This window comes from Pacificispira sp. (genome assembly GCF_965228185.1).
In the GTDB taxonomy this organism is placed as follows: Bacteria; Pseudomonadota; Alphaproteobacteria; order UBA8366; family Aestuariispiraceae; genus Pacificispira.
The window spans coordinates 551073-562904 of the sequence record NZ_CBDDHE010000008.1 but is presented as its reverse complement, the minus strand read 5'-3'; the positions used below and the strand labels follow the sequence as shown (position 1 = coordinate 562904).

Below are 11832 nucleotides of genomic sequence, written 5' to 3'. Positions count from 1 at the left end.
GGCAAATTATTTTGAGCGATTGGTCAAATAAACACAAAACCACCCGGCGCGAAAGCGTGTAGACCAATACGCCCCGACCTTCCGGGAGACAAGGCGGCGCCACCCATGCTAAAATTTAGATGGGCAAAAAAAGGGGAGGGGCCTTCGGGTCCCGGAATTGATGAGCTTGCGTCTTCAGACGGCCATGGCGTTGGCCGTCGCGATTCTTGCCGTCAGTCTGGCGGTCGGCGCGATGGTCACGCATCTGGCGGCGGAAAGGCTGGAAACCGACATTGGCGACGGCTTGGCGGAGCTCGCGTTCCAGATGGCGGACAAGCTGGACCGTGACATGTGGACCCGCTCCAGCGAGGTCCGCACCCTGACGGTCATCGACGATCTGAGCACGCCGGACGATCCGGAGCGCGCCCGGAAGCTGATCGACGCCTTGCAGGAGGCGATCCCGACTTTCTCCTGGATCGGACTGCTGTCGTCGGATGGCACGGTTCTGGTCGCATCCGGTGGCGTTCTCGAGGGCGTGAACATCGCCCAGCGCCCGGTCTTCCAGGAAGGCATACAGAACCGTTTCATCGGCGACGTTCATGACGCGGTCCTGCTGGCATCCCTGCTGCCGAATCCGACCGGCGAGCCGATGAAATTCGTCGATATCGCCTATCCCTTGCGGGATGCGGACGGTGTCGCGACCGGGGTTCTGGCAACGCATTTGAGTTGGGCCTGGGCCAAGGACGTCCGCAGATCCCTGCTGCAGAACGCTGCCCAGCGGTCGGAGGTCGCGATTTACATCGTCGCCAAGGACGACACGGTGCTGCTGGCCGACGACGCGATGGAGATCGGCACTCACTTGGATCTCACGGCGATCCGCGCGGCGCGGGAAACCGGCGGCATTGGCTGGACGCAAGAAGTTTGGCCGGACGGCGAAACCTATGTCACCGGATATGCGGCGGCGAACGGCCATCAGGATTTCGAGGGATTTGGCTGGACCGTGCTGACCCGGCAATCGACGGCCGCCGCCTTCGCGCCGATCGAATCCTTGGGTCGCCAGGTCGCGGTCTGGGGGATTGGCCTGGCGCTGGTCGCGGCGGCTCTTGGCTGGTTGGGCATCGGCCTGCTGACCCGGCCTCTGGCCGAGATCGGGGCGGCGGCGGAGCGCATCCGACAGGGCAGTGCGATGGAGATCCCGCATTTTCGAGGGCCGAGCGAAATTGCCGCCCTGTCCGATGCGCTCAACCGGCTGATCGACGGGTTGCGGCATACCGAAAAGGCGTTGGACAGCATGTCGATGGCGGCGCTGCACGATCAACTGACGGGGCTGCCCAATCGGATGGCGTTGGAAAGCTATTTCGAAACCGCGGTTCCCCGCGCGAAACGGGAGCACAAACAGGTCGCGCTGCTCTATATCGACCTGGACGATTTCAAACCGGTCAACGACACCCTGGGTCATGCGGCAGGCGACTTGGTGCTGAAGGGCGTCGCCGGACGTTTGACGGATATCCGGCGCGGTGGCGAAATTGCGGCGCGGCTGGGTGGCGATGAGTTCGTCATGGTCGTCCTGGTCGATGACGATGCGGCGCGCAGCGCGGCAGGGGTAATCGCCGATCGGATCGTCCGCGCGATGATGGTTCCGTTCGATGCGGACGGCCGTACAGTCTCGATCGGTTGCAGTGTCGGTGTCGGCTTCCTGCCGGCCGACGCTGACACCGTCGCCGAACTGTTCGAACGGGCCGACAGCGCGCTCTACGCCGCCAAGGAAGCGGGTAAGAGCGGTTATGCCTTCGCGGAAGATGTCCACGACCGGGGCAAATTCATGCCTTCCAATGAAAGCCGCCGCTCTGCCTCTTGAAACTGCGAGGTGGCGGGACAAGTTGGAACGGAAAGGCGAGGATCGGGATGCCGGACGGCGAACATACTGCGATAGTCGAAGTCTGCGCGTCCCTGGCGGATGTTTCCGCTGCGGAATGGGACGCGTGCGCCGGTCCCGACAATCCCTTCCTGTCTCACGCCTTTCTGTCCAGTTTGGAAGAAAGCGGGTCGGTGCGCGCCGAAACCGGTTGGCTGCCGCAACACCTCTTGGTGCGGGACGGGGCGGAAAGACTGGTCGCGGCGATGCCGCTTTACCTGAAAGGCCATTCCCAGGGCGAATACATTTTCGATTACGGCTGGGCCCATGCCTATGAGAATGCAGGGGGCCAATACTATCCGAAACTTCTGTCCGCCGTGCCCTTCACGCCGGTCCCGGGGCCACGCCTGCTGACAGCCGGGACGCCGGACCCGTCCACCGCCGCGCAGTATCTGATCAGCGCGATGGCGCAAATGACCGAGCGGCACGGCGTATCCAGCCTGCATGTCAATTTCCTGGAAGAACCACAGGCCCGCGCCCTGGAACAGGCGGGGTTCTTGGTCCGCCACGGCCACCAGTTCCATTGGCGCAATGACGGCTATGCCTGTTTCGACGATTTTCTCTCCGCCCTGGCGTCGCGTAAGCGCAAGGCCGTCCGCAAGGAACGCCGCGCGGTGATCGACGCCGGGCTGACGACCAAGGCCCTGACCGGAGACGCGATCACGCCGGACCTTTGGGACGCGTTCTATGACTTCTATACCGACACCTATGACCGGAAATGGGGCGGGCCCTATCTGACGCGGGACTTCTTCGATCTGCTGCATGCGCGGATGCGGGACCGAGTGGCACTGATGCTGGCCTTCGACGGGCAAGGCCGGCCCATCGCCGGGGCGCTGAACCTGATCGGCGGGGATGCTCTTTACGGCCGGAACTGGGGCTGCGTCGCGGACTACAAGTTTCTGCATTTCGAACTGTGCTATTACATGGCGATCGACTTTGCGATCGCGCGCGGTCTGGCCCGGGTCGAAGCCGGAACCCAGGGCGAACACAAGATCCAACGCGGTTATCTGCCGGTGACGACATATTCCGCGCATTTGATCCCCGATCCGGCCTTCCGGGATGCCATCGCGCGGTTTCTGGTGGGGGAGCGCGACCATGAGGCGAGCCTGCGTGACGCCCTCGCCGAAATGTCACCCTATCGCCGGAATTAGGCGCGGTTCCCTTATTGTCGCCCCGTTCCGGGCGCGCTAAAAAAACCGATAACTGTGAGGTTGGGGCCAGGACGTTGACGGATTCGATTGCCAAAATGCCGACCGGCATCGTCATTTTCGACGATTGCGGCGATGAATCCCGGACACTCGACCTGCAATTGGCGCCTTTCGGTTACGCGGTGACCCATGTCGCGGCGGCCTCCGACCTGATCGCGACGGTGCGGGAAACCGATGCGCCCTTCCTTCTGGTTCGGACACGCGCGCCCGAGATCGACGCTGAACGGCGTAAGGCCCTGACCGAACTCTGTGAAGAAATCCCGGAAACGGCGATCATATTCCTGACCGATCAGGGATCGCTGAATGCCAGGGTCAATGCGATCCGGTGCGGCGCGACGGCCTATATCACGGCCCCCTACAGCGCGTTCGACATTGTCGACCGGTTGGAATCTCTCGGCGGTCTCAATCAGGATCAGCCTTATCGCGTGATGATCGTCGACGACGATCCGCAGATCGCCCGGTATCACGAAGCGATCCTGCATCAGGCAAACATCACGACGGTGATCGTGCCCGACGCGTCCGAGACGCTGAATGTCATGACGGAATTCCGGCCGGAATTGATCCTGATGGATTTCTACATGCCGGATTATGACGGCCGCGAACTGGCGGCGGCGATCCGGCAGGAGCCGGCCTATGATTCGATCCCGATCGTCTTCCTGTCGGGTGAGGGCGACCGCGATGTGCAGCAGCGCGTCATGCGCATCGGTGGCGACGACTTCCTGACCAAGCCGATCCGGCCGGACCATCTTCTGGGCGCGGTTCTGCTGCGGGCGCGGCGCTTCCGGTCGCTGCGCGCGATGATGCTGCGGGACAGCCTGACCGGCCTGCTGAACCATACGGCGACCAAGGAACAGGTATCGATCGCACTGGCCGGCGCCCGGCGGCGCGGCCAGGATCTCGCCTTTGCCATGCTGGACATCGACATGTTCAAGGGCGTCAACGATACCTACGGCCACCCGGTCGGCGACCAGGTTCTGCGCTCGCTGTCGCTTCTCTTGAAGCAGCGGCTGCGCACGACCGATATTATCGGCCGTTACGGCGGGGAGGAATTCGTCGTCGCCTTACCGGAAACGCCGCTGTCCAACGCGACACGGGTGTTGAACGACATCCGCGAAGGCTTCTCGGAGATCGAGCAGCCCAGCCATATCGGTCCATTCCGGGTGACCCTGTCCTGCGGCGTGGCCACTTTCCCGGTCAATGACGGGGTCGAGGCACTGACCGAGGCCGCGGACAAGGCGCTGTACGGCGCCAAGCGGAATGGCCGCAATCAGGTCATGCAGGCAAGTTAACGAGGCGTCGGCCGGCGCCTAGGCGGCGTGGCTGGTCGCCGTCGGCTCGGTCAGCAGGCCGTAAAGCGCGTCCGCCCGGTCGGAGCCGCGCAGTTTCTCGCACATTTCGCGATCCCGGAACAGGCGGGAGACCCGCGCCAGCGCTTTCAGATGGTCGGCGCCCGCATCGGTCGGGGCCAGCAGCGCGAAGACGATGTCGACGGGCTGATCGTCGATCGCGTCGAAATCGATCGGCCGCGCCAGACGGGCGAAGATGCCATAGGGGCGTTCCAGCCCCGGCAGCTTGCCATGGGGAATGGCGATCCCGTTCCCGACCCCGGTCGTGCCCAGGCGTTCACGCTCCAGCAAGGTGTCGAAAATCGCACGTTCGTCCATGCCGGTGATCAGCGCGCCACGCCGCGCCACTTCCTGAAGCGCCTGCTTCTTGGAGGTGACGGCAAGCTTTTCGATCACCGAGTCGGACGTCAAAAGATCGCACAATTCCATTACGTATCACTCTTTCTTCGAGTCTCGTTCGCGCCCGGCGCCGCCCGGAGACCGGACGGCGCGGTGCGCACTCAATTAGCCAGGGTAGACGGTTATGCGCCCGATTGGGGATCAACCCACCCAATGTTCCCGTCGGGCCGGACATAGACCATGTTGATCCGTCCGTTCTTGGCGTTCCGGAACAGAAAAGCCGGATGATTCGCCAGGTCCATCCGCATTGTCGCTTCGCCGACGGTCATGCTTTCCACTTCGGTCGGCATTTCCGCGACGATAATCGGGTCGTCCTGCTCGTGAATGTCGTCGTCATTCGACACTTCGGCCTCGGCCTGCAACACGTATTGCAGGGCCGGCAGCGCCTCGGCGGTCGACAGTTTGTGTTTGTGATCGCGCAGTCGGCGCTTGTAGCGGCGCAGCCGCTTGGTGGCATGTTCCGTCGCTTCTTCCAAAGCGCCATAGGCGTCGTTGCCGGCGCCGTGGCCATGGACGAGAACCCGCTTGGACACATGCACCTGTATATCGACGCTGAACCGGCCGCCATCCTTCGAAATCGTGACGGTGGCGTCCGTCGTGTTGTCGAAATACTTGCCGATTGCGTCCGGCAGTGTGTCTTCGATATGCGTGCGCAGTGCGTCACCGATATCGACCTGTTTTCCTTTGACGGAGAGTTGCATGGTGCGTCCGTAACCCTTTCACGGTCGTTCTAGCCGCCGTTGACCGACGGCCATTTATCGACGGCCCGCGTATCGGAGGGACCCGATGCACCGTTGGGCCGCCCTCTGACCGTCCATGCTACTGCGAAACCTTGGCGGGCCGCATCACATTTTTTGGCGAGGCCCCCGGCGCGAGGCGGGACGTTCAGACTACCCTCCTCAAGCGCGGGCGGAACCTAGTGTCGCCTTGCCTGAGTGTCAAGCCTGCGTAACAATCAAACATGAATGTGTTAAAATTTTGATAATGAAGGATTATTTCGTCTGGAAGGCGGCTTTCTTCTGCCGCCGGCGCTGTACGGATGACGGAATCCGCATTGCCTCCCGGTATTTCGCTACCGTGCGGCGGGCGATATCGACCCCTTCCGCATTCAGCATTTCGACCAGCTTGTCGTCCGACAGAATGGCGTCGGCAGGTTCCGCATCGATCAGCGTTTTAATCCGATGCCGCACGGATTCGGCGGAATGGGTGTCGCCGTCCATCCCGGCGATGGCCGTGGTGAAGAAATACTTCAGCTCGAACAGGCCACGCGGCGTCGCCATGTATTTGTTCGACGTGACCCGGCTGACGGTCGATTCGTGCATTTCGATCGCCTCGGCGATATCGCGCAGGATCAGCGGCTTCAGATGGCTGACCCCGTGATGCAGGAAGGCCGATTGCTGGCGCACGATCTCGGTCGATACTTTCAGGATCGTCGTCGCCCGCTGCTGCAGACTTTTGACCAGCCAGTTGGCGGTATGGAACCGCTCGGCGATGAATTCCTTGTCGGACTTGTCGCGGGCGCTGCCGGCGACTCGGGCGTAATAGCGCTCGTTGACCAGTACCTTCGGCAGCGAATCCTGGTTCAACTCTACCAGCCAGTCGCCGTCCGGTCCGACGCGGACCAGCACGTCCGGCACGACCGGCTGGGCGGGCTCGAACCCGTAATCCGCCGCCGGGCGCGGGTTCAGCGCGCGAATTTCGGCGACCATCTCCGCCAGATCCTCGGCATCGACGCCGCATAAGCGCAGAAGTTTGGAGACTTCCTGCCGCGCAAGCAGTTCCAGATTATCCAGAAGCGCCGCCATGGCCGGATCGAACCGGTTCCGGTCTTCCAGTTGCAGCCGCAGGCATTCCTGAAGCGAGCGGGCGAAGATACCAGGCGGATCGAATTTCTGAACCGATGCCAGCACCGTCTCGACATCCGTCAGCGGACAGCCCAGCCGTTCGGCGATATCTTCCAGCGGCTCCGCCAACCGGCCGTTATCGTCCAGGGCGTCGATCAGATGGCGGCCGATCAGGCGCTCGCGCGGGCCGTCCAGTTCGACCTGTAACTGTTCTTCCAGATGCTCCGTCAGGGTCTTTTCGCGGCTGAGCGTCGCTTCCAAACCCGGCAGGTCTTCGTCATAGCCGCCCTTGGCGAAATCGGGCCCGGTACTGCCGGGCCGGTAGTCGCCGCCCTCCATCATGCCGGGGCCGGCGATGTCGCCGTCATAGGTGTTGGCGTAATCCGTATCCAGCGGGCTGTCCGCCGACGCGCCGGGCATGGCGTCCGGCGATAACAGGTCGGCGCTGTCGGCTTTGCCCGCGTCGATGGCCGGGCGGTCGTCTTCCGTGGATCGCGGCCCTTCCTCGCGGCCGGCGGCGGGCCCCTCGTCCCGTTCCAGCATCGGATTCTGTTCCAGCTCGGTTTCGACGAAGGCGGCCAGATCCATGCTCGACAATTGCAGCAGCTTGATCGCCTGCTGCAATTGCGGCGTCATGACAAGATTCTGGCTCTGCCGAAGATCCAGTCGTTGGGAAATGGACATCGCCGGATCGCCCCGCGCTACAGCGAGAAGCGGTCCCCGAGGTAAACCCGCCGCACTTCCTGATTGGCGACGATTTCATCGGGGGTGCCTTCCATCAGCACGTTGCCGTCATGCAGGATGTAGGCCCTGTCGACGATATCCAGCGTTTCGCGCACATTGTGATCGGTGATCAGCACGCCGATCCCGCGATCCTTCAGATGACTGACCAATTCGCGAATGTCGCGCACGGCGATCGGGTCGATCCCGGCCAGCGGTTCGTCCAGCAGGACGAAATTCGGCTGGCTGGCCAGTGCCCGCGCGATCTCAAGCCGCCGCCGCTCGCCCCCTGACAGGGCAATGGCCGGGGTGCGCCGCAAATGGCTGATCGAAAACTCGGCCAGCAGGCTCTCCAGCGTGATTTCCCGGCGCTCGCGGTTCTTCTCGATCAGTTCCAGCACTGCCATGATGTTCTGTTCGACGGTCAGGCCGCGAAAGATCGACGATTCCTGCGGCAGATAGCCAATACCCAGGCGCGACCGGCGGTACATCGGCAATTCCGTGATGTCGACGCCGTCCAGTTCGATCTGCCCATAGTCGGCGGAGATCAGGCCGGTGACGATATAGAAGCATGTCGTCTTGCCCGCGCCGTTCGGCCCCAGAAGTCCCACTGCCTCGCCGCGCTGAACCCGCAGCGAGACGTCGCGCAGAACAGGGCGTTTCTTGAACTGCTTGCCCAGCGAATGAACCACCAGACCTTCATTCTTGGCGACCAGGACCGGTTTGGCTTTGGCCGCCGGCTTCTTTTGTGTGGAGGAGGAGGGCTCTGCCGTCTTGCGGGGCCGCAATTGGGTCGGTTCGGTCTGGGTCTTCGGTGCCGACTCCGTCGCGGGCTTCGGGCGCGCCGTGTCCACTGCCTTCGGCGCGACAGGCGCGGTGGGGCTGGGAGAAACGGGCGCTGCGGTTTGTGCGGGCTTCTGCGCCGCCGCTTCCGGGGCGGGGCGTGGTTCCGTGAGGCGCGGACGGGGCGGTTCCGGGAGATCCTTGAAATCGTCGGCCACGCGCGGTTCGGGGCGGGCGCGCAAATGCGGTAGGTTGCCATCCTTGTCGGCGCTCTCGCCAGGGGTCTTCGCCCGCACGACAGGTTTCTGCGCGGCGGGCAGAGGTGTGGAGTCGCGGGGCGGCGCTTGCACCGCCGGGGGCGACTGCCTTGGCGACGATTGAGTGGGTGACGATTGTGTAGGCGACGATTGCACCGGGGCAGTTTGCTTCGGGGTGGCTTGCTGTGGGGGGGCGTGTTCCGGGCGCGTTTGAGCCTGGCGCGGCGGCGTGTCCTGCGTGGCCTTTTCCTTGCCTTGAGCCGGGGCGGGTTTGTTCACGGGCGCGGATTTGCTCGGTGCACCGTGGTCTGTCGTGCCGAGCGGCAGGGGCGGCGGTGCGGTGCTGGGCCGGCGGAAAGGCGGCGGCTGGCGGTCGAACAATGTACCGTCCGTGCGTGGCGGCGCGGACAGGCGCGCACGATCGCCGGACGCCCCCGGCCGGTCGTTTGCAGGGGCGGAGAACGACGGCGCGCGGGACAGGCGCGGTTCGCGCAGGCGCGGCGACGTATCCTGCGGCGGCGGGTCGATGGGCAGACCCAATTGCGGGACGGGCCGATCGCTCGTCGCGTCGTTGCTATCGTCTTCGTCGTCGCGATCCGACATTGGGCGCTGTCGCCCCTTTCAACAGATTGATTTTTCCACCCACGCATCCGCGTCTTTGTCGCGAATCGACCGTGAGTCTAACGGCTTTCCGGTCCTTCGCCAAGACGATCCGGGCGGTTGGCACTGGATTTGCAGACAATACGCGGTTTTGACGCGGGACCAACGATGCCGGCGCGGTTCCGGTCACTGTGTCGGCAGAATCAGTCCCTTGACCTTGCCGGTTTCCCCGCCGCCGGTCAGCGTACTGCGCCCCGTGGTCATGTTGACCACCGCACAGGAGCCATTCAGTTGGTTATTGTCACGGGTGATTTTAACCCCGCCGCACAAAGTCGCCTTTTCCTCGTCGACCATGTAGACGCCCTCGTTACCGGTGACGATATCGGTCGGGGTGGAGATATGGACGCCGCCGGTCGCGTCGATGCGTGTCACACGGGCGCTGCCGGTCTTTTCGTCATCGGTGATGAAGGCGGTCAGAACGCCTGCCTTCAGGCGGCGTTCGTTCTGAATGACCAGGGCATCGCCGCGCGCCACCGCGATCCGGCGCTCCTCCCAGTATTCCAGGCTTTCTTCCGCCGTGATCGTGCCGCTGTCGGTGACCATCTGCAGGTCCTCGCCGACCAGGACCGCGACCTTCTTGTCCATGTGGTAGACCGCCTTGTCGCCCGATGCCTCGGATCCGTCGGATGTGATGACGACGTTGTTTTCCGCATCCAGGCGGAAGATGACCTGTCGGCCGTCCTCTTCCCGGTAGTAGGCGATCAGGGTGTCGGCGACGATGGTCACGCCGTCGCGTTTCGCGGTCGCGTTGCCATAGGCACGGTACTGCTGCAGGTCGCGGATCCATTCGATGCCGTCATCGGCCTCGATCTCGATCGCGCCGTCACCGTCATTCGACACGATCCCTTCCTGCGCGCGGGCCTGGCCCGGCGTCAGGGCGCCCATCGCGATGGCGAAACACAGGAATAGGAACGCAACCCGCATCGTCTCTCTTTCGTCAGTCGGTGCTGTAAATGACGACCTTGGATTTGCCGGTCAACTGCACCCGCTCTCCCCGGTTCGTGGCTTGGAACCCCTCCGCCTGAAGGTAGCCGAAGGGTCCCTGGCCGAAGACCGGGTCGAAGCCGTAGGCGCTGCCGCCCATCAAATCGAAGGTCGCGCTTTCCGTCCGGAATTCATAGCCCTGATCGTGGAACAGATTGACGGTGGTGTTCAGCTCCAGAACATTGGTCTCGCGGTCCAGCGTGCCGGTTTCTGCGGTGACCAGGGCCCAGCTGCCGTCGTTCAGGCTGATATCGGCGCGCGGCTGGGTGAAGGCGACCATCATCGCGTCGACCGACTGCTGCTGCACCGTTTCCGCCGTCACCGTATAGCGCTGGCCATCCTCGCTGACCCCGGAATAGCGCGCCTGATTGACCTCCAGATGCTCGGAGATCAACTGCCCGGCATTGGTCAGCGTGTCCGTAATGCGCCGGCCCTCGTCTTCCAGATAGGGCCAGATGATGACCAGCGCGATCAGCACCACCGCCAGCGTCGGCAGCAGAACCTTCAGCCAGCCGACCACCATGCCGTAACCGCGGCTGTGGCGGCGCTGGCCGACCGACAAGGGGATGCCGGCGCCGCGCGTCTTGGGCGTCGGGTCTCCTTGTCTGGTGTCGGTGCTTGCCATGGCCATATGTCCGGGTGCGGGCTTCCGATAGCGCGATCAGGCGACCCCGGAACGCAGGAAGTCGTGGATATGCACGATCCCGACCGGGCGTTCCGCATCGTCCACCACGAATGCGGCGGTAATCTGGCGTCCGTTCATCAGTTTCAAGGCTTCGGCGGCCATCGTATTGGCGCCCAGCGTGACCGGCCGGGCGGTCATGACCTGCGTCACCGGCAGGGTCGTCAATTCCGGTGACATATGCCGGCGCAAATCGCCGTCGGTGATGATCCCGGCCAGGACGCCGTCCGCCGAGACGACACCGGTGCAGCCGAAATGCTTCGATGTCATGGCCAGCATGGCTTCCGGCATGCGGGCGGTGTCGGGGACCAACGGCAATTCATCGCCGCGATGCATCAGGTCGCCGACCATGGACAATTGATGACCCAGCTTGCCGCCCGGATGCAGGACGCGGAAATCGGCCGCGGTGAAGCCCTTGCGCTCCAGCAACGCCACGGCCAGCGCGTCGCCCAGGGCCAGCGTCATCGTGGTCGACGTCGTCGGCGCCAGGCCCAGCGCCCCCGCCTCCGGATAATCGGGCAGGACCAGCGGCACGGTAGCCGCGCGGGCCAGGGTGCTGTCGCCCCGGCCGGTGATCGAAATCAGCGGTATGCCGAAGCGCGTGACATGCCGGATCAGGTCGGACAGTTCCTGCGTTTCGCCGGAATTGCTCAGCGCGATGACGGCGTCGCGTTCGGTGATCATGCCCAGATCGCCGTGACTGGCCTCGGCGGGATGGACGAATTGCGCGGGTGTCCCGGTCGATGCCAGGGTCGCGGCGATCTTACGCCCGATATGGCCGCTCTTGCCCATGCCGCTGACGATGACCCGGCCCGGCGGGTGCTGGCCGTTTCGGTCCTCCCGGGCGACATCGTCCAGAATGTCCAGTGCCGCGACGAAGCGCGCGTCCAGCGTCGCCGCCAGGGCGGTCAAGGCGTCGGCTTCCGTCGTCAGGACCGCGCGGCCGGCCGCGATGTCGGGATGGTCCGGCGCTTCCGCATCGGCGGCCAGGGAAAGTTTCGCACCGTTGGTGTCACGGGCCGTCATCGTCACCTCGAAAACTGGTTCGGCCCGTC

At 63.9% G+C, this 11832-nt stretch carries 10 protein-coding genes; 3 read left to right on the top strand and 7 right to left on the bottom strand.

The features are described 5' to 3' along the window. Positions 1 to 160 precede the first annotated feature (160 nt). The 3 genes from ACO06O_RS17420 (at position 161) to ACO06O_RS17410 (ending at position 4391) form a co-directional block, all read left to right on the top strand. On the top strand, positions 161 to 1837 hold the full coding sequence (locus ACO06O_RS17420; protein WP_421882622.1) for a diguanylate cyclase domain-containing protein: 1677 nt from the start codon (positions 161 to 163) through the stop codon (positions 1835 to 1837). 47 nt (positions 1838 to 1884) lie between these two features. After that, positions 1885 to 3045, top strand: coding sequence for a GNAT family N-acetyltransferase (locus ACO06O_RS17415; protein ID WP_421882619.1), 1161 nt, complete (start codon positions 1885 to 1887; stop codon positions 3043 to 3045). Between the two features lie 74 nt (positions 3046 to 3119). Further along, the gene (locus ACO06O_RS17410; RefSeq protein WP_421882617.1) at positions 3120 to 4391 is read left to right on the top strand and encodes a diguanylate cyclase; all 1272 of its coding nucleotides are present in this window, start codon (positions 3120 to 3122) and stop codon (positions 4389 to 4391) included. Positions 4392 to 4409: 18 nt separating this feature from the next. Here ACO06O_RS17410 and ptsN read toward each other — a convergent pair whose 3' ends face one another. The 7 genes from ptsN to ACO06O_RS17375 all read right to left on the bottom strand — a co-directional run bounded on the left by ptsN (position 4410) and on the right by ACO06O_RS17375 (position 11803). Continuing rightward, on the bottom strand, positions 4410 to 4877 hold the full coding sequence (gene ptsN, locus ACO06O_RS17405; RefSeq protein WP_421882614.1) for a PTS IIA-like nitrogen regulatory protein PtsN: 468 nt from the start codon (positions 4875 to 4877) through the stop codon (positions 4410 to 4412). Between the two features lie 92 nt (positions 4878 to 4969). Beyond that, positions 4970 to 5548: a ribosome hibernation-promoting factor, HPF/YfiA family gene (gene hpf / locus ACO06O_RS17400; protein ID WP_421882610.1), complete on the bottom strand. Its 579-nt coding sequence runs from the start codon at positions 5546 to 5548 to the stop codon at positions 4970 to 4972. Between the two features lie 291 nt (positions 5549 to 5839). Further along, positions 5840 to 7375 carry an RNA polymerase factor sigma-54 gene (gene rpoN, locus ACO06O_RS17395; RefSeq protein WP_421882607.1) on the bottom strand — a complete coding sequence of 512 codons (1536 nt, stop codon included), beginning with the start codon at positions 7373 to 7375 and terminating at the stop codon, positions 5840 to 5842. Between the two features lie 17 nt (positions 7376 to 7392). Then, positions 7393 to 8127, bottom strand: a complete 735-nt coding sequence (lptB, locus tag ACO06O_RS17390) for an LPS export ABC transporter ATP-binding protein (protein WP_421883716.1) — start codon at positions 8125 to 8127, stop codon at positions 7393 to 7395. Between the two features lie 1110 nt (positions 8128 to 9237). Further along, positions 9238 to 10035, bottom strand: coding sequence for an LptA/OstA family protein (locus ACO06O_RS17385; protein WP_421882605.1), 798 nt, complete (start codon positions 10033 to 10035; stop codon positions 9238 to 9240). Positions 10036 to 10048: 13 nt separating this feature from the next. After that, positions 10049 to 10720 carry an LPS export ABC transporter periplasmic protein LptC gene (lptC, locus tag ACO06O_RS17380; RefSeq protein ID WP_421882603.1) on the bottom strand — a complete coding sequence of 224 codons (672 nt, stop codon included), beginning with the start codon at positions 10718 to 10720 and terminating at the stop codon, positions 10049 to 10051. Between the two features lie 36 nt (positions 10721 to 10756). Then, complete coding sequence (locus tag ACO06O_RS17375; RefSeq protein ID WP_421882600.1) at positions 10757 to 11803, bottom strand: KpsF/GutQ family sugar-phosphate isomerase; 1047 nt, start codon at positions 11801 to 11803, stop codon at positions 10757 to 10759. Positions 11804 to 11832 lie beyond the last annotated feature (29 nt).

Coding starts and splice junctions, on each gene's coding strand:
- ptsN (WP_421882614.1), bottom strand. CDS start 4,877: ATGGAATTGTGCGATCTTTTGACGTCCGACTCGGTGATCGAAAAGCTT.
- ACO06O_RS17415 (WP_421882619.1), top strand. CDS start 1,885: ATGCCGGACGGCGAACATACTGCGATAGTCGAAGTCTGCGCGTCCCTG.
- lptC (WP_421882603.1), bottom strand. CDS start 10,720: ATGGCAAGCACCGACACCAGACAAGGAGACCCGACGCCCAAGACGCGC.
- ACO06O_RS17385 (WP_421882605.1), bottom strand. CDS start 10,035: ATGCGGGTTGCGTTCCTATTCCTGTGTTTCGCCATCGCGATGGGCGCC.
- hpf (WP_421882610.1), bottom strand. CDS start 5,548: ATGCAACTCTCCGTCAAAGGAAAACAGGTCGATATCGGTGACGCACTG.
- ACO06O_RS17420 (WP_421882622.1), top strand. CDS start 161: ATGAGCTTGCGTCTTCAGACGGCCATGGCGTTGGCCGTCGCGATTCTT.
- ACO06O_RS17375 (WP_421882600.1), bottom strand. CDS start 11,803: ATGACGGCCCGTGACACCAACGGTGCGAAACTTTCCCTGGCCGCCGAT.
- rpoN (WP_421882607.1), bottom strand. CDS start 7,375: ATGTCCATTTCCCAACGACTGGATCTTCGGCAGAGCCAGAATCTTGTC.